Genomic DNA, 21390 nt, shown 5'->3' with positions numbered 1-21390 from the left:
GCCCGATCTGCGACCTCGAACCCTTTTTTAGAGCGATTTAAATGTGCTAACCGTCTTGCCCATCGGCCGGCGCATCGAAGCCGGCGCTGGATGAGGATGATGTCGAAACTGTCGCCGTTCCCCCGCCGTTCCGCGGACGAAGCCCCCTCTTCTTCCCTGAACCTGTCCCACCGCCTGCGACGCAACCGCAAGGCCGAGTGGTCCCGGCGCCTGGTGCAGGAGAACGTGCTGACGACGAACGACCTGATCTGGCCGATCTTCGTCGTCGAGGGCGCGAGCGGGCGCACGCCCGTCGCATCCATGCCGGGCGTGGAGCGCCTCACCATCGGCGAGGCCGTGCGCGAGGCCGAGCGGGCCGCCGCCCTCAACATCCCGGCCATTGCGCTCTTTCCCTACACGGACCCGGCTCTGCGCGATCCGACCGGGTCGGAATCCCTCAACGGCCGCAACCTGGTCTGCCGCGCGGCGCGCGAGATCAAGAAGGCGGTGCCGGGCATCGGCATCATCTGCGACGTGGCGCTCGATCCCTATACCAGCCACGGCCATGACGGCGTCATGGACGGCGAGCGCATCCTCAACGACGAGACCGTCGCCCTTCTGGTGCGCCAGGCCGTGCTCCAGGCGGAGGCCGGGGCCGACGTCATCGCCCCGTCGGACATGATGGACGGGCGCGTGGCCGCCATCCGCCGGGGCCTCGACCAGGCCGGGTTCCAGGACGTGCAGATCATGGCCTATGCGGCGAAATACGCGTCCGCCTTCTATGGCCCGTTCCGGGACGCCATCGGGACCACTGCGTGCCTCGTGGGAGACAAGCGCACCTACCAGATGGACCCGGCCAATTCCGACGAGGCCCTGCGCGAGGTGGCGCTGGATCTCGAGGAGGGGGCCGACATGATCATGGTCAAGCCCGGTATGCCCTATCTCGACATCGTGCGCCGGGTGAAGGACAATTTCGCCGTTCCGACCTTCGCCTACCAGGTCTCCGGCGAGTATGCCATGATCCAGGCCGCGGCCGGGAACGGCTGGATCGACGGGGAACGGGCGATGATGGAAAGCCTCCTGGCCTTCAAGCGGGCGGGCGCGGACGGCGTCCTCACCTACTTCGCCCCGAGGGTCGCCGAAAAGCTGAAGAACCAGGGCTGATCGCCCGTCGCATCCGGGGGTCGTTCCGTGTCGGGCTCATGGCGTTTCGGAGACTGGCTCAGGGCGCGATCGTGATCGAAGGACCCTCGCAACGATCCCTCCCACGTCATCACCGGCCTTGTGCCGGTGATCCCGATGCGAAGAGCGCAGCGTTCCGCATCGTCGGCGCAAGCCCGGTGACGATGAAGGTCCGGCAAGGTCGGCCGGGGCCCGCCCCGCTCGTCCGACACTTCCTGGATCTGGCCCGTCTCGCCTCCCTCCTGCTCAGCCTCTGCCTTCTTTCCGCCTGCGGTCTCTCCACCGACGCCGAGCAGGCGCGGGTCTGCCGGTCGGCCCTGCCGGCGCTCAATCCCGGCGCGGCGATCACCGTGGAACGGATCCAGGCCGGTCCCGCGCCGCGCAGCCTGCGGGTCGAGTACCTGGCGCAGTTCCCGGACCGGCCGATCCTCCAGCGCTTCGCGATCTGCCAGTTCGTGGCCGAGGGGCTGTCGGCCAGGAAGGCGGAGCTGGAGGGCCTCGCCACCGAAGAGGGTCCCCTGTCCGGCGCCAGCCTGTATCTGCTCAAGCGCTATTACATCGACACGCCCGAGGGCTCGGCGGGCGATCCGGGCAGCCCGCTGGGCGCCGACGTGGCCGAGATCCCCGAGGGTGCCGCCTACTGGCTTCAGCAGATCGTGGTGAGCCTGCCGCGAACGGCGATCTATGCCCTGCTGTCGGTCGCGTTCGCCCTCGTGTTCGGCCTGAGCGGGCGGATCAACCTGGCCTTCGGGGAGCTGGCGGCGGTCGGCTCCGCGGCGACGATCGCCGGCGCCTCGGTGGTGCTCGGGTACGGCGGGAGCTCGCCGGTGCTCGGCCTCGCGGCGGGGCTCGCGGCCGCTCTCTTCGCCGGCGCCATCCACGGCGCGGTCGGCGGCTATTTCACCATCGGCCGGATCGTCAGCGCGAGCCCGCAGCCGAGCCTGATCGCCACGGTCGGGTTCTCGCTCTTCCTGATGGAATACCTGCGCCTGGTGCAGAGCCCGGTGACGGTCTGGCTGCCGCCGATCTGGTCGGAGGCCTGGCCCCTCGTGCGGGCCGGCGCGTTCATCGTCAGCCTGACGCCGATCACCGTCATCACGGCGGGCATCGGCCTCGTGGCGGCGGTCGCCCTCCTCTGGCTCGTCCAGGCGACCCGGTTCGGACGGGCCTGGCGGGCCTATGCGGACGACGCGAAGGCGGCGGCGCTCATGGGCGTCGACGGTCCCCGGCTCCTGGTCCAGACCCTGGCGCTCGCCGGCGCCATGGCCGGACTCTCCGGCACGCTGATCGTGGCGCAATATGGCGGCCTGGGCTTCGCCGGCGGCTTCCAGTACGGCCTCAAGGCCCTGATCGCGGCGATCATCGGCGGCATCGGGTCGATCCCGGGCGCGATGCTCGGCGGATTCGCCGTGGGCTTGTTCGAGACCCTCTGGTCGGCGTATCTCCCCATCGAGGCGCGCGACATGGCCCTCTACGTGGCCCTGGTCGTGTTCCTGGTTTTTCGGCCCGGCGGCCTGCTGGGATTCAGAGATCCGACACCGAGACCCGTCTAAGGGCGTATAATGAGATTTTCGGAGGACAACGTGGCCGACTACGCCATCACCATCCGGGACGTGGAGCGCGCGGCGGAGACGATCCGGGGCCAGGTCCTGCGCACGCCCCTCGTTCCCGCGCCGCGCCTGTCGCAGCTCACCGGGGCGACCGTCTTCGTGAAGCACGAGAACATGCAGCCCACGGGCTCCTTCAAGGAGCGCGGCGCCGCAACCAAGCTGGAAAGCCTCGATCCGGACGAGCGCCGCCGCGGCATCATCGCCATGTCGGCGGGCAACCATGCCCAGGCGGTCGCCTACCACGCGCGCCGCCTCGGCATTCCGGCCACCATCGTGATGCCGGAGGGCACGCCCCTGGTGAAGGCGGAGAACACCCGCTCCTACGGGGCGCGGGTGATCCTGGAGGGCGAGACGCTCTACGAATCCGCCGCCCGCGCCCGCGAGATCGCCGACCAGGAGGGGCTCGTCTTCGTCCACCCCTACGACGATCCGAAGGTCATGGCCGGCCAGGGCACCATCGCGCTCGAGATGCTCGCCGACGCGCCGGATCTCGACCAGATCGTGGTGCCGATCGGGGGCGGCGGGCTGATCTCGGGGATCACGGTGGCCGCCAAGGCGATCCGGCCCGACATCGAGATCGTCGGCGTGGAGGCGGCCCTCTACCCGTCCTTCCGCAATGCGATTCTGGGCGAGCACCGCCCCATCGGGGGCGCCACGCTGGCGGAAGGCATTGCGGTCAAGACCGTGGGCCAGCTTCCCCTGCCCATCGTGCGCGACCTCGTGTCCACCATCATCCCGGTCGAGGAGCCGCTGATCGAGCGCGCCGTCAACGCCTATGCGACCTTGCAGCGGACCATGGCCGAGGGTGCCGGCGCGGCCGGCCTCGCGGCCATGATGGCGCAGCCGGAGCGCTTCAAGGGCAAGCGGGTCGGCCTCGTGCTCTGCGGCGGCAACATCGACGCGCGCATCCTCGCCTCGGTGATGGTGCGCGAACTGGAGCGGGACGACCGGATCACCTCGTTCCGCATCACGTCCAACGACAGGCCGGGCCTCCTCGGCCGCGTGGCGAGCCTTCTGGGGAGCCTCGGGGCCAACATCCTGGAGGTGTCCCACGGCCGCCTGTTCCTGGACGTGCCGGCCAAGGGCGTTTCCATCGACATCACTATCGAAACGCGGGACCGACAACATACATTGGAGGTGTTCGAGGCGCTGGCGGCGGAGGGACTCGCCCCGCAGCGGATCGAGTCCCGCAGCCTGCCCGAGGCCGCCTATTGAGGAGAGACCGATGGTCAACCGACCTTACCCGCCGACGCTGAACTATCCGTCCTACGAGCTCGACACCCGTCTGACGGAAGGCGTGATCTCCCGGCGCTTCTGGGCCTACCTGATCGACCTCGTCGTCATCGCCCTCTGGGTGGTGCTGATCTCAATCGGGATCTTCTTCCTCGGGATCATCACGCTCGGCCTCGGCTGGGGGCTGTTCTTCGCCCTTCCGCTCACGGCGCTGATCTTCATCGTGTACAACGCGGTCACCATCGGGGGCGCCGCGCAGGCGACGGTCGGCATGCGCTACATGGGGCTGCGCGTGATCGACCCGCGCACCGGCCGGGGCGCCTCGCCGCTCGCCGCCGCCGTGCACGCGCTGTTCTTCTACGTGGCGATCTCGACCTTCCTGCTCTGGGCCTGCGACGTGCTCGTCGGCTTCGTGCGCGACGACCGCCGCTTCATCCGCGACCTGCTCACGGGCATGTGGGTGGTGAGGGCTTAGACGGTCTCTCCGATCACCGACCCTCGTCGTCACCGGCCTCGCGCCGGTGATCTCGATGGTCCGAGACGCCGCACCTCAGCGGATCGGGATGGCCGGCACGAGGCCGGCCTTGACGTGGAGGATGCGACGTGGAGGATGCCGGTCCCGCCGAGCGCGCGGCGGCACGCGGGAACCGCGCCCCATCAAACGCCTGTGACATTCCCCCTCTTTTCCTGGACGTCCCGGACACCAATGTTATCCTTGGGCGTTGACGAAGCGCTCAAGGTTTCTCCACAAGGCTTTCCCGATTGACGAGCCAGCCCCGCGACGCACCGCAATTCTATCTCACCTCCCCGTCCGCATGCCCCTACCTGCCGGGCAAGGAGGAGCGCAAGGTCTTCACGCACATCGTGGGACGACGCGGCCGGGAGCTGAATGAGATCCTCACTCAAGGCGGCTTCCGGCGGTCACAGACGATCGCCTACCGGCCCGCCTGCGACGCGTGCCGGGCCTGCGTGTCGGTGCGCGTGGTGGTCGACGATTTCGAGCCCTCCGGCAACCTGCGCCGCGTCCTGAAGGAGAATGCCGACCTGATCGGCACGCCCCTGCCCAACCGCCCGTCCTCGGAGCAGTATTCACTCTTCCGCCGCTACGTAGACACGCGCCACGCCGATGGCGGCATGGCCGACATGACGGTGCTCGACTATTCCATGATGGTCGAGGACAGCCACGTGGACACGAAGGTGGTCGAGTACCGCCGACGGGGAATCGACAGCGGCCTCACGGGCCGCGGCGCGGGCGATCTCATCGCGGTGAGCCTCACCGACGAGATGAGCGACGGCCTCTCCATGGTCTACTCGTTCTACGAGCCCGTGATGCAGGACCGCAGCCTCGGCACCTTCATGATCCTCGACCACATCCGTCGCGCGAAGGCGATGGGCCTGCCCTATCTCTATCTCGGCTACTGGGTCGAGGGCTCGAAGAAGATGGGCTACAAGGCCCGCTTCAAGCCCCAGGAGCGGCTCATGGCGCACGGCTGGGTGCGGGTGGACTGACGCCCGGGATCGGCCCGTCGGTGGTTCAGCCATTGTCGCGGGATATGTTGACGGGATGCTTGCGCCTCGCCGGCCTGTCGCTGAAGGGCTGCGGGGAAACCGGGCGCGACGGCATGGCGCCTCCCTTCGCCCGCCCGGTGCCGACAACCCGGCCGTCACCCGGTTCGAGGCTCGCCGGCGGTGTGCCCGCCTGCGGGGCCCGGCCGGCAGCGTTCATGGCCGGGCCGGACGGCATGGATTGAGCCATCGCCGAAGAGGCTTCGGCCAGGAAGCCGCCCGCGAGGCCGGCCGTCAACAGCAATCGAATGATCATGGGGTCTCCTTCCGGAAAGGCGTCGGTTCGTCGGAGCGATATCCTGCCTTAAAGGAAGATGCGGTTGCCGGAGCCCTCCGGACGGAGGGGGCGATGCCGATGAATCCGGAACAACACCGCGCTCCCCTGGTTCGTTGCGTAACTCCCACGCGACGGAAGGTGCGCCATGGCCAAGATCCTCGTCCTCTACTACTCCTCCTACGGCCATATCGAGACGATGGCCCGGGCCGTCGCGGAGGGTGCCCGCTCGGTCGCGGGCGCCGAGGTGACGGTCAAGCGCGTGCCCGAGCTGGTGCCCGAGGAGATCGCCCGCACGTCGGGCATGAAGATCGACCAGGAGGCCCCGGTCGCGAGCCCGAACGAGCTCGGCGACTACGACGCCATCATCTTCGGCACCCCGACCCGCTACGGCAACATGGCGGCCCAGATGCGCAACTTCCTCGACCAGACCGGCGGCCTTTGGGTAAAGGGCGCGCTGGTCGGCAAGGTCGGCAGCGTCTTCGCCTCGACGGCCACGCAGCACGGCGGTCAGGAGACGACGATCACGTCGTTCCACACCACGCTCCTGCACCACGGGATGGTCATCGTCGGCCTGCCCTATTCCTATCCGGGTCAGACCAAGATGGACGAGGTCACGGGCGGCACGCCCTACGGGGCGACCACGCTCGCGGGCGGGGACGGCTCGCGCCAGCCGAGCGAGAACGAGCTCGGCGGCGCCCGCTTCCAGGGCCGCCATGTGGCCGAGATCGCCACCCGGCTCGAACGGGGCGCCGGCGAGCGCGGGCCGGTCCCGCCGGACCTGGACAACCCGACCGAGACCACCGGCGGGACGGAGGGGCGGCCCTGAGGGCTTCGGCCGATGTCACCCTCCACGTCATCACCGGCCTTGTGCCGGTGATCCCGATGGATTGGAACGCCGCGCCTCGACGGTTCGGGATGGCCGGGACAGGCCCGGCCATGACCTAGAGCATCGGACGGAAAAGTGGCCCCGGTTTTCCGTTCTGACCGATGCTCTCATTCAAGAAGAAAGCATCGGATGGATCCCAAAAGTGCAAGTCCACTTTTGGGTCCGATGCTTTAGCGGAGGATCGCCTCCCTATTCCCCGAACCGGTTCGACTTCGGGAAGCCCTTGGGCGGCAGGCGGCCGGCTTCGGTGCGGTCGCCCATCCAGTCGCGCAGGTCCTCCTTGGCGACCGTCCAGGTGCGGCCGGCGGTGTCCTTCCAGGTGAGGCCCTCCTTCAGCTTGAAGACCTTGGCGTCCGAGACGCCGCCGTCCTTGTAGCGCTGGAGGCGCACGCCCTTGCCGCGGGTCATCTCCGGCACCTGCTTGGCCGGGAAGACCAGGAGCTTGCGGTTCTCGCCGATGATCGCCACGTGGTCGCCCTCGGCCTCGGTGCACACCACCATCTTGGCCGGCGCGTCGAGGTTGAGGATCTGCTTGCCCTTGCGGGTGTTGGCCGTGATCTCGTCGGTGGGCACCACGAAGCCGCGCCCGTCCGTGGCCGCCACGAGCAGCTTGCCGCCCGCCCGGTACGGGAAGGCCGCGATGAAGTCGGCGCCCTCCTCCAGGTCGACCATGAGGCGGATCGGATCGCCGAAGCCGCGCCCGCCCGGGAGCTTCGAGGCCTCGAGGGTGAAGAAGCGCCCGTTATCGGCCACCACGACGATCTTGGACGTGGTCTCGGCGAAGAACGACACCTTGAGCGCGTCGTCGCCCTTGAACTGCACGCCGGAGAGATCGGCCTGATGGCCCTTCATGGCGCGGATCCAGCCCTTCTGGGACACGATCACGGTGATCGGCTCGCGCTCGATCATCGCCTCGGCGAAGTCGATGTCCGAGGTGTCCGGCGCCTCGGCGAAGGAGGTCCGGCGGCGGCCCAGGGCGGTCTCGGGCCCGAAGGTCTTGCGGACCTCCTTGATCTCGGCCGAGATCGTCTTCCACTGGACCTTCTCGGAGCCCAGAAGCTCCTCGATCTTGGCCTTCTCGTCCTGCAGGTTCTTCTGCTCGCGCTTGAGCTCCATCTCCTCGAGCTTGCGAAGCGAGCGCAGGCGCGTGTCCAGGATGGCGTTGGCCTGGACCTCGGTGAGCTGGAAGACGCGCATCAGCTCGACCTTGGGCTCGTCCTCCTCGCGGATGATCTTGATCACCCGGTCGAGGTCGAGATAGACGATGAGCAGGCCGCCCAAGATCTCCAGGCGCCGGTCGATGGCCGCCAAGCGGAAGCCCGAGCGGCGGATCAGCACCTCGCGGCGGTGATCGAGCCATTCGCGCAGGCATTCGGCAAGGCTCAGGACCTTCGGCACCTTGCCGCCGGCCAGCACGTTCACGTTCATCGGGATGCGGCTCTCGAGCTCGGTGAGCTTGAAGAGCGATTCCATCAGGATGATCGGATCGACCGTTTTCGCGCGGGGCTCCAGCACCACGCGGATGTCCTCGGCGGATTCGTCGCGCACGTCGGCGAGGAGCGGCAGCTTCTTCTCCTGCAGCAGCTCGGCGATCTTCTCGATCAGGCGCGACTTGGGCACCGAGTACGGGATCTCGGTGACGACGATCTGCCAGTTGCCGCGGCCCAGGTCCTCCTTGGCCCAGCGGGCGCGCACCCGGAACGAGCCGCGGCCGGTCCGGTAGGTCTCGGCCATGGCAGCGGGCGTGTCGACGATGATGCCCCCGGTCGGCAGGTCCGGACCCGGCACGAACTGCATCAGCTGCTCGGAGGTCGCGTTCGGCTTGGCGATGAGATGCAGCGCCGCGTCGCAGAGTTCGGCCGCGTTGTGCGGCGGGATCGACGTCGCCATGCCGACCGCGATGCCCTGCGAGCCGTTGGCGAGCAGGTTCGGGAAGGCCGCCGGAAGCACCACCGGCTCCTCGTTGGTCTGGTCGTAGGTCTCGCGGAAATCGACCGCGTTCTCGTCGATGCCCTCCAGGAGCAGGCGCGCGACCTCGGTCATGCGCGCCTCGGTGTAGCGCATGGCGGCCGCGTTATCGCCGTCGATGTTGCCGAAATTGCCCTGGCCGTCCGCGAGCGGATAGCGCTGGGCGAAGTCCTGCGCCATGCGGACAAGGGCGTCGTAGATCGACTGGTCGCCGTGCGGGTGGAACTGACCCATCACGTCGCCGACGATGCGGGCGCATTTCTTCGGCGCCGATTTCGGGTCGAGGCGCAGGAGCCGCATGGCGTGCAGGATGCGCCGGTGGACCGGCTTCAGCCCGTCGCGCGCGTCCGGCAGCGCCCGGTGCATGATCGTGGAAAGCGCATAGGCGAGGTAGCGCTCCTCCAGGGCATCCTTGAGATTGATGTTCTCGATCTCGCCCCCTGACGGCGGATTGACCGGCTTACCCATTCGTCGAAATCCTCAATTGCGAATCGCTTCTTATCATCTGAAAAGAGAACATAACAGAAACAAACCTCATTCGTCCCCAGCCGTGGCCAGTGCGACGAAACGCGCCCTCTCGTCCGGCGCCCGCTGCCCGTGCGGGTCGAAGACGTTCTGATGCAGGAAGAAGTCCGTCAGGGCAAATCCGGCCCGGATCTCCTCCTCGCCGGGCCGGTTGGACCGGGACTGGCCGATCAGGAAGCCCGGCAGCTTGAGCAGCCGGTCCTTGTACGGCTCCCCGGCGGACGCCGAGACGGCCCGCCCGCTCCTCGGCGACACGTAGGCGAGGTCGCGCTCGGACCCGGTCGCCGCGCAGGACGTGAGGTCGAGACCGAAGCCGAGCTCGGTCAGCATGGCGAGCTCGAACCGCACGAAGAGCGCCGGCGCGAGGTCGGGATCGTCCAGGTGATCGACCAGGACGGTCAGGGTCTCGAACAGGGCGAAATGCGGGTCCCGTTCCGGGAAGTAGCGCAGGAGGTGAGCCAGGGTGGCGAGGCCGTAGAGGGCCATGGACGAACCCATGAGGCGCGCGGCCCGCAAGTTGATGCCCTCGACCTGATAGGTCCCGAGATGCTCGTCGAGCCTGGCCCGCCAGGTCGCCTGGACGGTGTTCCCCGGCTGGAGGACCGCCTGGAGGCTCTTCGAGCGGCCGCCATGCACGAGGCCGAGATGCCGGCCGTGCTCGCGCGTCATCAGCTCCAGGATGACGCTCGTCTCCCCATGTTTGCGGACGCCGAGAACGACGCCTTCGTCAGTCCATTGCACCGGTTCGGCTGCCTTCGTGTCGTGTCATTCCCAAGTGCCGGCCAATCCCAAGTGCCGGCCAATCCCAAGTGCCGGCCAATCCCAAGTGCCGGCCAACCTCGTTCGTCATCACCGGCCCTGTGCCGGCGATCTCGATTGTCCGGAGCGCCGCGCTCTTCCAGTCGGGATGGCCGGAACAGGCCCGGCCACGACGGAGGCTACGGCGCATTCGGCCGGATCCTGCCCTCCTGATGTAGGCATTCAGACGGCATTCATCCATGGTCTCCAACCATATGCTCGAACTTCTAAAATTCTGTTTCACAAGCGGAATCCTGCCATTTTCGGAACCAACCCGGCACCCCGTCATTGTCGATGACTTAACTGTGCCCAACGGTGAATTGAGGATCATGAAGCTCTCCCGTCTGTTTCTTGCGAGTACCGCCCTGCCTCTGATGCTGCTCCCGGCCCACGTGTCGGCACTCCAGCCCGCGCCCGCGACGCCCCTGGTCCTGGCGCAGGCCGGCCCCCCGGCCGATGAGGAGCTGCCGCCGGGCGCCCGGCCGCGGCGGCAGGGACCCGACGGCGAGCGCGGCCAGCGCCCCGGCCAGGAGCGCCGCCAGGGCGGACAGGATCAGGGAGGCCCTGGCGCCTCCGAAGAGCGGGGTCCGCGACCGGGCCGCGGAGCGGGCCCCGGCGGCCCAGGCTCGGACGAGGGCCCGGGCGCGCCGCGTCCCCGCCGCGAGCCGGGTCCGCCGTCCGAACGGGCGGCGCCGGCCGAGCGGGCGGCGCCCGATGCCGCGCCGGCCCGGCCGGCCCAGCGGGCTCCTGCCGATCAGGCTCCCGGCGAGCGGCCCCCGGCCGAGGCTCCTTCACGTCCTCAACGTCCCGCCGCACAGGAGCGCGAGCAGCCGCCGGCGGAGCGTCCGCGGCCGCAGGCTCCCGCCGGCCAGACCCGTCCAACCCCGGCGACGCCACCGGCCCCGGCGGCTCAGCCCGCGACGCCTCCTGCGCCTCCGGCAGCCGCACCTCCGGCCACCCAGCAGGCCGCTCCCCCGGCTCCCGCCCAGCCGCGTCCGGCCCCTGATGCCGCTCGCCCGGCCGAGCGCGACCGGCCAGGCCGTCCCGGCGGTCCAGGCGATGCCGAGCGTCCGCGCGGCCAGCGCCCCGGACAGGCCCAGCCCGGCACTCCGGGCGCGCCTCCGGCAGCTCCGACCGCGGCACCGGCCGCACCGCCGCCCCCTGCTCCGGCGGCTCCTGCTCCGGCGGCTCCTCCCCCGGCGGCTCCTGCCCCGGCGGCTCCTGCCCCGGCAACCCGCGCGCAACCGCCGGCTCCCGGCACGCCTCCGGCGGCCCAGCAGGCGCCGGGACGCTTCGGGCCCCAGCAGGCGGCGCCCGGCCGCGCCGAGCCGCTCGACGCGTCCCGGGTCCGCATCGAGGATCTGCGCAGCCAGCGCCGCGAGCGCCGGGAGGGCGACCGGGTCATCATCGAGGAGCCGGGCAACCGCACCATCATCCGCGAAGGCAACCAGGTCATCATCCGGCACGACGAGACCGAGCGGTTCCGCCAGACCTATCGCGATGCCGACATCCGCACCGAGCGGCGCGGCGCCGACGAGGAGGTCACCATCGTGCGTCGTCCCGACGGCTCGGAGATCCTCACCGTGCGCGATGCCGAGGGCAATCTCGTCCGCCGGGTGAGGCGCGAGCCGGCCGGCCGCGAGGTCGTCCTGATCGAGAACCGGCGCAGCGGCATCGACCGGCGTCCCGGCTACGGCTACGTGGAGGAGGAGGTCGTCCGCCTGCCGCCCCCGACCGTCAGGATCCCGCGCGAGGAGTACATCGTCGAGACCGAGCGCGCGTCCGAGGCCGATATCGCCGAGGCCTTCCGGGCGCCGCCGGTGGAGCGCATCGAGCGCGCCTATACCCTCGACGAGGTGCGGAGAAGCCAGCCCCTGCGCGAGCGCATGCGTCGCGTGGACCTCGACACGATCAACTTCGAGTTCGGTTCCTGGGAGCTGCCGCCGGACCAGATCGATGCCCTCAGGGGCATCGCCGACGGCCTGCGCCAGGCGATCTCCCGCAACCCGAACGAGATCTTCCTGGTCGAGGGCCATACGGATGCGGTCGGTTCGGACGAGGACAACCTGACCCTGTCGGACCGCCGCGCCGAGACCATCGCGACCATCCTGACGCAGCGCTTCCAGATCCCGGCCGAAAACCTGACCACGCAAGGGTATGGCGAGCAGTATCTGAAGGTCGCCAGCCAGGGGCCCGAGCAGGAGAACCGCCGCGTGACCCTGCGCCGGATCACGCCGCTGCTCCAGGGCCAGAACCAGCAGTGACGAACTCAACCGGGAGGGCGAGACCCTCCCGGTTGTCTTCCCGGGTCCCTACTCCGGCAGACCGGCCAGGCGCAGGCCTTCCGCGAAGCGGCCCATGGTTTCCTGGCTGAACGCCATGGCCTCGATGATCTGCGAGATCCTGATCCCGGGGTAGTGCCTCACCAGTTCGCCCACGCTCTCCCGCGCCCTGTCGAGATCGCCCGCCAGGGCATAGGCGGGCGCGAGGGTCCGGTGGACCCAGGTGGCGCTGGGCTTCGTCCGCCACCCCTTCTCCTGCCACTGCACGGCGAGATCGTACCGCTTCGCGATGAAGTGGGCACAGCCGATTCCCATGTCGCAGTTGAAGGCCATGGGGTCGAACGGGCTGAGACGCAGCGAGCGCTCGAAATGCTGGATCGCAACCTCCGGATCGTGCCGGTAGTTGTGGAGCCATCCGCTGCGGTTCCAGGCCCAGGCCGAGTTCGGGTCGAGTGCGAGGGCCCTTTCCAGGAGCGCCTCGGCGCGCTGGTATTCCCGGGTGATCGTCAGGGCGGCCCCGAGCACCGTCAGGATGAAAGGGTCGTCGTGGGCGATCGCCGCCGCGGCCTGGGCCTGGCGCAAGGTCTCCCGCTTGTCCTCCGGCACGTTCTTCGACCAGTTGTAGACGATCCGCTGCCCCCGGCACCACGCGGCCAGCGACAGGGCGAGCGGATAGCCCGGATCGAGCAGAAGAGCCTTGTCGATGAGCCGTGTCGCCTCCTTGTTGGCCTCGAATTCCAGCGCCCAGACATAAGGCAGGGCGCGCATGACAAGGTCGTACGCGTCGAGGTTCTCGGGGCGCTTGCGCCGCGCGCGCTCGATCTCGGCTGCCCGGATGGAGGGCTGGATCGATCCGACGACGCTGGCGGTGATCTGATCCTGAAGGTCGAACACGTCGGCCATGACGCCGTCGTAATGCTCGGCCCAGAGATGCATGCCGCTGACGGAATCGACCAGCTGAGCGGTGATCCGGATCCTGTCGCCGGAGCGCCTGACGCTGCCCTCGAGCACATATCGCACTCCGAGCTCGCGCCCGATCTGCTGGACGCCGACGTTGCGCCCCTTGTACGTATAGGTCGAGTTGCGGGCGACGACGAAGAAGGACCTGAACCGCGACAGGGCCGCGATGATATCCTCGACGATCCCGTCCGCGAAGTATTCCTGCTCGGGATCGTTTCCGAGATTGACGAACGGCAGCACGGCGATCGACGGCCTGTCCAGCGACGCGGCGGTGGATGGCCCCTGCGCGGTCGTGGACGGGTCCAGACCTGCCAAGAGGCAATAGACCTTGATCAGCCTGCCGATGTTCTTGAAGCGATGCTCGCCGTGATCCTCGAACTGGTACGGGAGCTTGTCCCTCACCTCTTCATAGACCTTGCCGGAGAGGCAGATTCCCCCCGGCAGCGCCATCTTCTGCAGCCGCGAGGCGACATTGACCCCATCGCCGAAGATGTCCCCGTCCTCCTCGACGATGATGTCCCCGAGATTGATCCCGATCCGCAGTTGGAGCGGCTTGGCGCGCTCGTCGTCGGACGCCTGGGCAATCGCCTCCTGGAGGTCGACGGCGCAGCGGACCGCCTCGATGGGGCTCGAGAACTCGCACAGGAACCCGTCGCCCACGGTTTTCACGAGGCGGCCCCGGTGGGACCGGATCCGCGGCTCGATCACCTGGCGCCGCAGGTCCCGCAGCCGGGCCAGCGTCCCTTCCTCGTCTCTGGACATGAGATCGGAATAACCCACCACGTCCGCGGCGAGCACGGCAGCGAGACGTCTCTGCGCCGTCTGGTCGGAAGAGCTGCTCATGGCCTCCCCGAAACGTCGACGTCGGCACCGGTCATCTACCACTGGAAGGTTTTACTGGAAGCAACGCGCCTTCCCACGATCCTTTCAGGATAAAGCCCGACGGCTGATCTGGTTGCGTCGAGACGACGCGCAAAATCCGTGAAAACTAACATGTTTCAAAGGATTATGTGACTTCCGGCAGGAGCCCGACCTTCTCCTCCTCGAGGCGCTCTCACTGTAGATCGATCAGCGCAATACTGACGCCTAAGACCTTAGGAGAAGATCCCTCAAGTATTCTGCCTTCTTTAACCTTTTAACGTGACGTTTGGTCAAGAACATAAGCAAAGGGGGCAGCGATGTTGGGTCTATTGCGGCGCGCTTCACATACGGGTTCTTTGGACAACGTCGTCCCGATCGCCCCCGAGGAAGCCGCGACGGCAGCCGTGCGCGAGAGCCGTCTCGACCCGGATATCCTGGATGCCCTGGAGGCCGACGTCCTGAAGGCGATCGACGGGGTCACGCAGGCCATCGCGGTGGCGGCCGCGGACGTCGCGGCGGTCGAGAAGGACCTCGCGGCCATCCGGACCCACGCCGGAGAGCTCGCCTCGTCGGGCCGGAAAGCCTCCGAGGAGACCCTCTCCCTCGCCTCCTCGACCGAAGAGCTCGCCGTCACGTCGGCCGACATCGGCCGCGCGATGGATCACGCGAGCCAGCGGATCGACAACGCCGTCGAGGCGGCCCGCAAGGCGAGCGACCTCATCACGCAGCTTTCCTCCGCCACCGCGGAGATCGTCGGCATCGTCGACACCATCGCGACGGTGGCCCGGCAGACCAACCTGCTGGCGCTCAACGCCACCATCGAGGCGGCCCGCGCGGGCGAGGCCGGCAAGGGTTTCGCCGTCGTGGCGTCCGAGGTGAAGGCTCTGTCGACCCAGACGGCGCGGGCGGCCGACGACATCCGCCGGCGGATCGACCACCTGCGCGAGACGGCGCACGCCTCGACCGGCGCGGTCGCCGAGGTGGTGGAGGTGATCCAGGGGGTCGGGCCGGTCTTCGATTCGGTCCGCCACGCGGTCGGCGAGCAGAATGCGGCCATCGGGGAAGCATCCCGCCTGGCGGGCCTGACGTCCTCCAGCGTCGGCCGGGTCAGCGAGCGCGCGGGAGACGTGGACGGCATTTCCCTCGAGGCCGGCCGCAGGGCGCACCAGGCCGACCGGGCGACGAGGACCGCGGACGGTTTGGCGAAGGCCCTCGGTCAGCGCTTCGTCACCGTGATGCGCCAGAGCGAGCTCGGCGACCGGCGGCGCTCGGATCGCCTGCCCGTGGACCGCCCGGCGACTCTGCGGATCGGCGGACGCAGCGCCTCGACGCGCCTGATCGACATCAGCCAGGGAGGCGTCCTGCTGGCGGCGACCGCCGACCTGCCCGTCGAAGCCGGCGGGACCGGGGACATCGAGGTCGCGCAGATCGGCCGGGCCGGACTGCGCATCGTGGCGAGGAGCGCCATGGGCATCCATGGCGCCTTCGACCGCTGCGATGCCGAGACCCGCGCCCGCATCGACGGCTTCGTCGCCCAGGTGGAGGCAGCCTACGCGCCGCGCATCCTGCTGGCACGGGACACCGCGGGCCAAGTCGAGGCGATCATCGAGCAGGCCGTGGCGGACGGCCGGCTGTCGAGGGAAGCGGTCTTCGACATGCAGTACCGGCCGGTTGCCGGCACCGATCCGGTGCAATACGCCACCGCGTATCTTCCCGTCTTCGAGCGGATCCTGCCGCCGATCCTGGAGAAGGTCCTGGCCTCCGACCCGGCCATGGCGTTCTGCCTCGCCATCGACCGCAACGGCTACATCCCGGTCCACAACCGGCTCTATTCGCAGCCCCAACGCCCGGCCGACCCGGTGTGGAACGCGGCCAACGCCCGCAACAGGCGCATCTTCGACGACCGCGCCGGCATCACGGCGGCCCGCTCCACGCGGCCCTTCGCCGTGCAGGCCTATGCCCGCGACATGGGCGGCGGCAAAATCGTCATGATGCAGGAGGTGGATGCTCCGATCCGCGTTCTCGGACGCCATTGGGGCGGGCTGAGAACCGCCTATAGGGCTTAAGTGTCGAGCGAGAGGGCGGCGCCGCCCATCGTCGGGATCACCGGCACAAGGCCGGTGATGACGTGCGCAGGACGGTGACGATGGGAGCGTGGCTCAGGACGGCACCTCCGCCCCGCTATCCCCCGCCCTTCTACCCCCGCGGGAATTCCAGGCCCATCTCCCGGTAGCGCTCGGGATCGTCGCTCCAGTTCTCGCGCACCTTCACGAAGATGAAGAGATGCACCGGGCTCTCGGCGATCTCGGCGATCTCCTTGCGGGCTGCCTGGCCGATGGCCTTGATGGTCTGGCCGCCCTTGCCGAGCACGATCTTGCGCTGGCTGTCGCGCTCCACGAACACGGTCTGCTCGATCCGCACCGACCCGTCGGGGCGCACCTGCCACTGGTCGGTCTCGACCGTTGACTGATAGGGCAGCTCCTCGTGCAGGCGCTCGTAGATCTTTTCCCGGGTGATCTCGGCGGCGAGCATCCGCAGCGGCGCATCGGAGATCTGGTCTTCCGGATAGAGCCAGGGCCCCTCCGGCATCAGGGCGGCGAGCTGCCGCTTCATCGTGTCGATGCCGTCGCCCTTCAGGGCCGAGATCATGAAGGTGTGAGCGAAGGGCACGGCCTCGTTGAGCCGGGAGGCGAGCTCGAGAAGCTTCGAACGCTCGATCAGATCGATCTTGTTGAGGATCAGCACCTTCGGGCGCTTCAGCTCGGGGAGCTTGCCGAGGATGGCCTCGGCCTCCTCGTCGATGCCCTTGCGCACGTCGAGCAGCAGGGCGATCACGTCCGCGTCGCCCGCCCCACCCCAGGCCGATGTGACCATGGCCCGGTCGAGGCGGCGCTTCGGCTTGAAGATGCCGGGCGTGTCCACGAACACGATCTGCGCGTCGCCCTCGATGGCGATTCCGCGCACAAGGGCGCGGGTCGTCTGCACCTTGCGCGACACGATGGAGACCTTCGACCCGACGAGCGAGTTCAGAAGGGTCGACTTACCGGCGTTCGGCGCCCCGATGAGAGCGACGAAACCGGCCTTGGTGGTGGTTTGCTCAGGCTGTTCCATGCTCGTCCTCCGTCCAGACGCCCTCTCTCAAGAGAAGGCTCCGCGCCGCCGCCTGTTCCGCGACCCGCTTCGAACTCCCCTGGCCGAACTCGCTCTCGCTTCCCTTGACCTTCACCATGATCCGGAACTTCGGCGCGTGATCGGGCCCCGACTGCTCGGCGATGGAATAGGTCGGCGGCGGGAGCCCCCTGCCTTGCGCCCATTCCTGCAGGGCGCTTTTCGGGTCCCGCAGGGGGCGGCGGGGCGCCGCCAGCAACGGCTGGAACGAACGCACCACGAGGCTGCGGGCGGCCTCGTAGCCGCCGTCGAGGAACACAGCCCCGATGATCGCCTCGCAGACGTCGGCCAGGATGGTCTGATTGCGCCGCTCGCCCGAATGCGCCTCGCCGGCGCCGAGCTTGAGATGGGGCCCTACATCCCAGGCGATCGCCACTTCGGCGCAGCTCTCGCGCCGCACGAGTTCGGCGAGGCGCCGGGACAGCTCGCCCTCGGGGGCGCCGGGGAAGGTCCCGTAGAGCAGTTCGGCGATGGACAGGCCGAGGACGCGATCCCCGAGGAATTCCAGCCTCTGGTAGCTCTGGCCGGCGGCCTGCGGGGCGCTGACATGGGTCAGGGCCTCGTCGAGGAGTTCAGGCTTTTCAAAGCGGTAGTCGAGCTTCTTCAGAAGCTCGTCGAGGTTCGGCTTGCGACGTTTCACGGCTTACCGGATCCGCTCGAAGAGACGGTTCCAGCGGATCTTCTGCGGCCATTCCCACGGGCGCCACAGGGAGGCGCTCTCGTCGATCGAGAAGAAGATGATCTCGGCGCGGCCCACCAGATTCTCGAACGGCACCTGCCCGACGCTGGCCTCGTCCCGGGAATCCGTCGAGTTGTCCCGGTTGTCGCCCATCATGAAGAAATGGCCGGGCTGCACCGTGTAGACGTTGGTGTTGTCCCAGTAGCCGCGGTCGCCGTCGCGCTCGATGACGAAGTGCGCGACGCCGCCGGGCAGCGTCTCCCTGTACTGCGGCACCGAGATCGTGCGGCCGTAGAGGTCGGTGGTCTTGTAGTCCTCCACCCGCTCGCGCTGGACCGGTTGGCCGTTGATGTGCAGCACGCCGCCGATCACCTGGATCTTGTCGCCCGGCAGACCGATCACCCGCTTGATGTAGTCGGTCGAGTTGTCCTTGGGCAGCTTGAACACGGCGATCTCGCCCCGCTTCGGCTCGGAGCCGAAGATGCGGCCGGAGAAGAGGCCCGGGCTGAACGGGATGGAGTGCTTCGAATACCCGTAGGAATACTTGGAGACGAACAGGTAGTCGCCGATGAGGAGGGTCGGGATGAGGGATCCCGACGGGATGTTGAAGGGCTGGAAGAGCACGGTGCGCACCACGACCGCGATCAGAAGGGCCTGGACGATGACCTTGATGGTCTCCCAGAGGCCGCCTTCTTCGTTCTTCGCGCTGCTACCCACGTACTTGCTGCTTTTTTCGCTCACGTCCGTCGACCTATGCTCTTGGACGGCGGCGGCCTGAGCCGACCTCGTCCGTGTGGCAGGTCGAGAGGGGTTTGCGCCTCAGCCCCAGGGGCAAACCACTCTCGAAAGAATTCGTCCTTACTGCAGTCACTGCCGCGGACCGGAGCCCGTTCCGCGGCGGCCATGCTCTAACCCAAGCGGCGTCCTGCCGCAACGCGGCCTGCTCAGGCCGGAAGCGCCTCGATGATCACGAAGGCTTGCGCCATGGGCGGGTCGTCGGTCAGGGAGACGTGCACCACTGCCCTGTGCCCGGCCGGCGTCATGGCTTCGAGACGCTCCAGGGCGCCGCCGGTCAGGCGCATGGTCGGCCGGCCGGTCGGAAGGTTGACCACCTCCATGTCGCGCCAGAAGACCCCGTGGCTCAGTCCCGTTCCCAGGGCCTTGGCGCAGGCCTCCTTGGCGGCGAAGCGCCGGGCGTAGGACGGGGCGCGGGCCGCCCGGCGGTCGCTCCTCGCCCGCTCCCCCTCGGTGTAGATGCGGTGGGTGAAGCGGTCGCCGAAGCGCTCCAGCGACCTCTCGATGCGCCGGATGTCGCAGAGATCGGACCCGATGCCGAGAATCACGCCGGCACCTGTGACCGGCCCTCGTCCATCGCCGCCCGCATGGCCCTGACCGCCTCGTCGAGGCCGACGAAGATGGCCTCCCCGATGAGAGAATGGCCGATGTTGAGCTCCACGATCTGAGGGATCGCCGCGACCGGTCGGACCGAATCGAGGGCGAGGCCATGCCCCGCATGGATCTCGAGGCCGATCCTCGCGCCATGCTCGGCGGCGCGCTTGAGACGCTCCAGCTCATGGGCGATCCGGGCCTGGTCGCCCTCGGCGACGGCCTCGCAATAGGTTCCGGTATGGAGCTCGACCACGGGCGCCTGCAGGTCGCAGGCGGCGTCCATGACGGCGATCTCCGGCTCGACGAAGAGGGACACCCGGATGCCCTCGCCTTTCAATTCCTGAATCACCGGACGCAGATGGGTATGGGCGCCGAGGATGTCGAGGCCTCCCTCCGTGGTGCGTTCCTCCCGCTTCTCCGGCACGAGGCAGACCGCGTGGGGATGGATTCGCGTCGCGATCCCGACCATCTCCGAGGTGGCGGCCATCTCGAAGTTGAGCGGCACGAAGAGCTGGCGCTTGAGCCGTTCCATGTCCTGGTCGCGGATATGGCGCCGGTCCTCGCGCAGATGGGCCGTGATGCCGTCCGCGCCGGCCAGGACGGCGAGATGCGCGGCCCGGACCGGATCCGGATGATCGCCCCCGCGGGCGTTGCGGACGGTAGCGACGTGATCGATGTTGACGCCGAGGCGGAGAGGAGGAGCTTTCATAAGGGTGTTTTAGCCCAAGGCGATCCGTTGACCAGGGTTCCGTTGGCCCGTGGATGCGCTATCAACGGCAAATCGCCCGTGCGGCGGCCCGGGACGCCCCTCTCGCCGTCATGGCCGGGCTCGTCCCGGCCATCCCGATCGGAAGAACGCCGAGCTTCAAAGGATCGGGATGGCCGGGACGAGGCGGTGATGACGTGGTCGGCGCGTCGCCAGACATCCCTTGCCTTCCCGGCTCAAATCGACTATAGCCGCCGCTTCGCGTTCGCTCCGGCCGGGGGCTGAACGGACGGTATGGCTTGGCCATGCAGGGGTTTCGGCTCCGTCGTCCCGTGTCTCCGCCTTCGACAACCGCTCGGGCCTTGCAGGCTCGAAGGGCTTGGCGCCGATCGGACGCGCGAAACGGCCAAGACACTCTTGAAAACAGTGCCGAGGCTTGAACCTCAAACCTGAGAAAGGCCCACTATGCCTCTCTACGAGCATATCTTCATGGCTCGCCAGGATGTCACCCCGCAGCAGGTCGAAGCAATGGTCGACCAGTACAAGGGCGTCATCGAGCAGAACGGCGGCAGCGTCGACAAGACCGAGATGTGGGGCGTGAAGTCCCTCGCCTACCGCATCAAGAAGAACCGCAAGGCGCATTTCACGATGTTCAACCTCAACGCTCCGGCTCCGGCCGTGGCCGAGATGGAGCGTCAGATGCGCATCAACGAAGACATCCTTCGTTTCATGACCATCAAGGTCGAAGAGCTCGAGACCGAGCCGTCCGTGATGATGCAGAAGCGCGACCGCGACGAGCGCAAGGACCGCGAGCGCCGTGAGCGCGACGGCGGCAGCTTCGACGGCGGCAACGAAGGCGAGGAGGCGTAAGTCATGGCATTTGGTGCAACTGGTGGCGCCGCTGGCGGCGGCCGTCGTCCGTTCTTCCGCCGTCGCAAGACCTGCCCGTTCTCGGGCCCGAACGCGCCGAAGATCGACTACAAGGACACGAAGCTCCTGTCGCGCTACATCTCCGAGCGCGGCAAGATCGTTCCTTCGCGCATCACGGCCGTGTCGGCCAAGAAGCAGCGTGAGCTCGCCCAGGCGATCAAGCGCGCCCGTTTCCTGGGCCTGCTGCCCTACGTGATCCGCTAGAGCATCGGACGCAAAAGCGGGAACCGGTTTTGCGTGAAAAGATGCCGTAAGACAAAAGCTTGAAGCGTCGCGCGTGAGTTCGATGCTTCAAGCAAGACCTCCGGCGGGCCGCCGTGCGGCCCGCCGCTCCTCCATAAGATAGCCCAGCCGGGGGAAAACCCCGGGTCAGTTGGGGGCGAGGCCCCAA

General features: G+C 68.2%; 19 protein-coding genes. 10 read left to right on the top strand and 9 right to left on the bottom strand.

Annotated features, from left to right (window positions below; all coding sequences use genetic code 11):
• Window positions 1–99 precede the first annotated feature (99 nt).
• From hemB to OCW50_RS06675, 5 genes are all read left to right on the top strand, one after another.
• Complete coding sequence (gene hemB / locus OCW50_RS06695) at window positions 100–1143, top strand: porphobilinogen synthase (protein WP_262271258.1); 1044 nt, start codon at window positions 100–102, stop codon at window positions 1141–1143.
• A gap of 38 nt (window positions 1144–1181) precedes the next feature.
• The gene (locus OCW50_RS06690; RefSeq protein WP_262296894.1) at window positions 1182–2714 is read left to right on the top strand and encodes a branched-chain amino acid ABC transporter permease; all 1533 of its coding nucleotides are present in this window, start codon (window positions 1182–1184) and stop codon (window positions 2712–2714) included.
• A gap of 9 nt (window positions 2715–2723) precedes the next feature.
• Window positions 2724–3986: a threonine ammonia-lyase gene (locus tag OCW50_RS06685; protein WP_262296893.1), complete on the top strand. Its 1263-nt coding sequence runs from the start codon at window positions 2724–2726 to the stop codon at window positions 3984–3986.
• 10 nt (window positions 3987–3996) lie between these two features.
• Window positions 3997–4479 carry an RDD family protein gene (locus OCW50_RS06680; protein WP_262271255.1) on the top strand — a complete coding sequence of 161 codons (483 nt, stop codon included), beginning with the start codon at window positions 3997–3999 and terminating at the stop codon, window positions 4477–4479.
• A 287-nt stretch (window positions 4480–4766) separates the two neighbouring features.
• Window positions 4767–5513 (top strand): arginyltransferase, encoded by a 747-nt coding sequence (locus tag OCW50_RS06675; RefSeq protein WP_262296892.1) that lies wholly within the window; start codon window positions 4767–4769, stop codon window positions 5511–5513.
• A gap of 25 nt (window positions 5514–5538) precedes the next feature.
• On the opposite strand, the gene OCW50_RS06670 is transcribed toward OCW50_RS06675, so the two are convergent.
• Window positions 5539–5826: a hypothetical protein gene (locus tag OCW50_RS06670; protein ID WP_262271253.1), complete on the bottom strand. Its 288-nt coding sequence runs from the start codon at window positions 5824–5826 to the stop codon at window positions 5539–5541.
• 166 nt (window positions 5827–5992) lie between these two features.
• Between OCW50_RS06670 and wrbA the strand changes: the two genes are divergently transcribed.
• Window positions 5993–6673: an NAD(P)H:quinone oxidoreductase gene (gene wrbA, locus OCW50_RS06665; protein ID WP_262296891.1), complete on the top strand. Its 681-nt coding sequence runs from the start codon at window positions 5993–5995 to the stop codon at window positions 6671–6673.
• A gap of 249 nt (window positions 6674–6922) precedes the next feature.
• Here wrbA and parC read toward each other — a convergent pair whose 3' ends face one another.
• Together parC and recO are read right to left on the bottom strand one after the other, a co-directional pair.
• Window positions 6923–9169, bottom strand: a complete 2247-nt coding sequence (parC, locus tag OCW50_RS06660) for a DNA topoisomerase IV subunit A (protein ID WP_262296890.1) — start codon at window positions 9167–9169, stop codon at window positions 6923–6925.
• 66 nt (window positions 9170–9235) lie between these two features.
• Window positions 9236–9967, bottom strand: a complete 732-nt coding sequence (gene recO / locus OCW50_RS06655; RefSeq protein ID WP_262271250.1) for a DNA repair protein RecO — start codon at window positions 9965–9967, stop codon at window positions 9236–9238.
• A gap of 386 nt (window positions 9968–10353) precedes the next feature.
• On the opposite strand from recO, the gene OCW50_RS06650 reads away from it, so the two are divergent.
• Window positions 10354–12288 (top strand): OmpA family protein, encoded by a 1935-nt coding sequence (locus OCW50_RS06650; RefSeq protein WP_262296889.1) that lies wholly within the window; start codon window positions 10354–10356, stop codon window positions 12286–12288.
• Window positions 12289–12336: 48 nt separating this feature from the next.
• Here OCW50_RS06650 and OCW50_RS06645 read toward each other — a convergent pair whose 3' ends face one another.
• The gene (locus OCW50_RS06645) at window positions 12337–14109 is read right to left on the bottom strand and encodes an adenylate/guanylate cyclase domain-containing protein (protein ID WP_262271248.1); all 1773 of its coding nucleotides are present in this window, start codon (window positions 14107–14109) and stop codon (window positions 12337–12339) included.
• A 374-nt stretch (window positions 14110–14483) separates the two neighbouring features.
• On the opposite strand from OCW50_RS06645, the gene OCW50_RS06640 reads away from it, so the two are divergent.
• Entirely contained in the window at window positions 14484–16193 is a 1710-nt protein-coding gene (locus OCW50_RS06640) for a methyl-accepting chemotaxis protein (RefSeq protein WP_262296888.1), read from the top strand.
• A 130-nt stretch (window positions 16194–16323) separates the two neighbouring features.
• On the opposite strand, the gene era is transcribed toward OCW50_RS06640, so the two are convergent.
• The 5 genes from era to OCW50_RS06615 all read right to left on the bottom strand — a co-directional run bounded on the left by era (window position 16324) and on the right by OCW50_RS06615 (window position 20072).
• Window positions 16324–17238: a GTPase Era gene (gene era / locus OCW50_RS06635; protein ID WP_262271246.1), complete on the bottom strand. Its 915-nt coding sequence runs from the start codon at window positions 17236–17238 to the stop codon at window positions 16324–16326.
• Window positions 17225–17935 carry a ribonuclease III gene (gene rnc, locus OCW50_RS06630; RefSeq protein ID WP_262271245.1) on the bottom strand — a complete coding sequence of 237 codons (711 nt, stop codon included), beginning with the start codon at window positions 17933–17935 and terminating at the stop codon, window positions 17225–17227. Before rnc ends, era begins: the two co-directional genes overlap by 14 nt.
• Window positions 17936–17938: 3 nt before the next feature.
• Complete coding sequence (gene lepB / locus OCW50_RS06625; RefSeq protein ID WP_373371319.1) at window positions 17939–18715, bottom strand: signal peptidase I; 777 nt, start codon at window positions 18713–18715, stop codon at window positions 17939–17941.
• Between the two features lie 203 nt (window positions 18716–18918).
• On the bottom strand, window positions 18919–19317 hold the full coding sequence (gene acpS / locus OCW50_RS06620) for a holo-ACP synthase (protein WP_262296887.1): 399 nt from the start codon (window positions 19315–19317) through the stop codon (window positions 18919–18921).
• Window positions 19314–20072, bottom strand: a complete 759-nt coding sequence (locus tag OCW50_RS06615; RefSeq protein ID WP_262296886.1) for a pyridoxine 5'-phosphate synthase — start codon at window positions 20070–20072, stop codon at window positions 19314–19316. Before OCW50_RS06615 ends, acpS begins: the two co-directional genes overlap by 4 nt.
• A gap of 462 nt (window positions 20073–20534) precedes the next feature.
• Between OCW50_RS06615 and rpsF the strand changes: the two genes are divergently transcribed.
• Both rpsF and rpsR read left to right on the top strand, forming a co-directional pair.
• A complete protein-coding gene (gene rpsF / locus OCW50_RS06610) occupies window positions 20535–20939 on the top strand; it encodes a 30S ribosomal protein S6 (RefSeq protein WP_262267808.1) in 405 nt (134 codons plus the stop codon).
• A gap of 3 nt (window positions 20940–20942) precedes the next feature.
• Window positions 20943–21203: a 30S ribosomal protein S18 gene (gene rpsR / locus OCW50_RS06605; protein ID WP_036353512.1), complete on the top strand. Its 261-nt coding sequence runs from the start codon at window positions 20943–20945 to the stop codon at window positions 21201–21203.
• Window positions 21204–21390: the final 187 nt, after the last annotated feature.

Origin of the sequence: Microvirga sesbaniae (genome assembly GCF_025460805.1) — a bacterium.
GTDB lineage: Bacteria > Pseudomonadota > Alphaproteobacteria > Rhizobiales > Beijerinckiaceae > Microvirga > Microvirga sesbaniae.
Note: the sequence above shows the minus strand (reverse complement) of the source record. Positions and strands in the feature narration are given on the sequence as shown.

Bases quoted from the DNA above. Each gene is read 5' to 3' on its own strand.
- OCW50_RS06685 (WP_262296893.1), top strand. From the start codon at position 2,724: ATGAGATTTTCGGAGGACAACGTGGCCGACTACGCCATCACCATCCGG.
- rpsF (WP_262267808.1), top strand. From the start codon at position 20,535: ATGCCTCTCTACGAGCATATCTTCATGGCTCGCCAGGATGTCACCCCG.
- OCW50_RS06680 (WP_262271255.1), top strand. From the start codon at position 3,997: ATGGTCAACCGACCTTACCCGCCGACGCTGAACTATCCGTCCTACGAG.
- OCW50_RS06650 (WP_262296889.1), top strand. From the start codon at position 10,354: ATGAAGCTCTCCCGTCTGTTTCTTGCGAGTACCGCCCTGCCTCTGATG.
- OCW50_RS06690 (WP_262296894.1), top strand. From the start codon at position 1,182: ATGGCGTTTCGGAGACTGGCTCAGGGCGCGATCGTGATCGAAGGACCC.
- parC (WP_262296890.1), bottom strand. From the start codon at position 9,169: ATGGGTAAGCCGGTCAATCCGCCGTCAGGGGGCGAGATCGAGAACATC.
- rpsR (WP_036353512.1), top strand. From the start codon at position 20,943: ATGGCATTTGGTGCAACTGGTGGCGCCGCTGGCGGCGGCCGTCGTCCG.
- era (WP_262271246.1), bottom strand. From the start codon at position 17,238: ATGGAACAGCCTGAGCAAACCACCACCAAGGCCGGTTTCGTCGCTCTC.
- OCW50_RS06670 (WP_262271253.1), bottom strand. From the start codon at position 5,826: ATGATCATTCGATTGCTGTTGACGGCCGGCCTCGCGGGCGGCTTCCTG.
- OCW50_RS06645 (WP_262271248.1), bottom strand. From the start codon at position 14,109: ATGAGCAGCTCTTCCGACCAGACGGCGCAGAGACGTCTCGCTGCCGTG.
- OCW50_RS06615 (WP_262296886.1), bottom strand. From the start codon at position 20,072: ATGAAAGCTCCTCCTCTCCGCCTCGGCGTCAACATCGATCACGTCGCT.
- hemB (WP_262271258.1), top strand. From the start codon at position 100: ATGTCGAAACTGTCGCCGTTCCCCCGCCGTTCCGCGGACGAAGCCCCC.
- wrbA (WP_262296891.1), top strand. From the start codon at position 5,993: ATGGCCAAGATCCTCGTCCTCTACTACTCCTCCTACGGCCATATCGAG.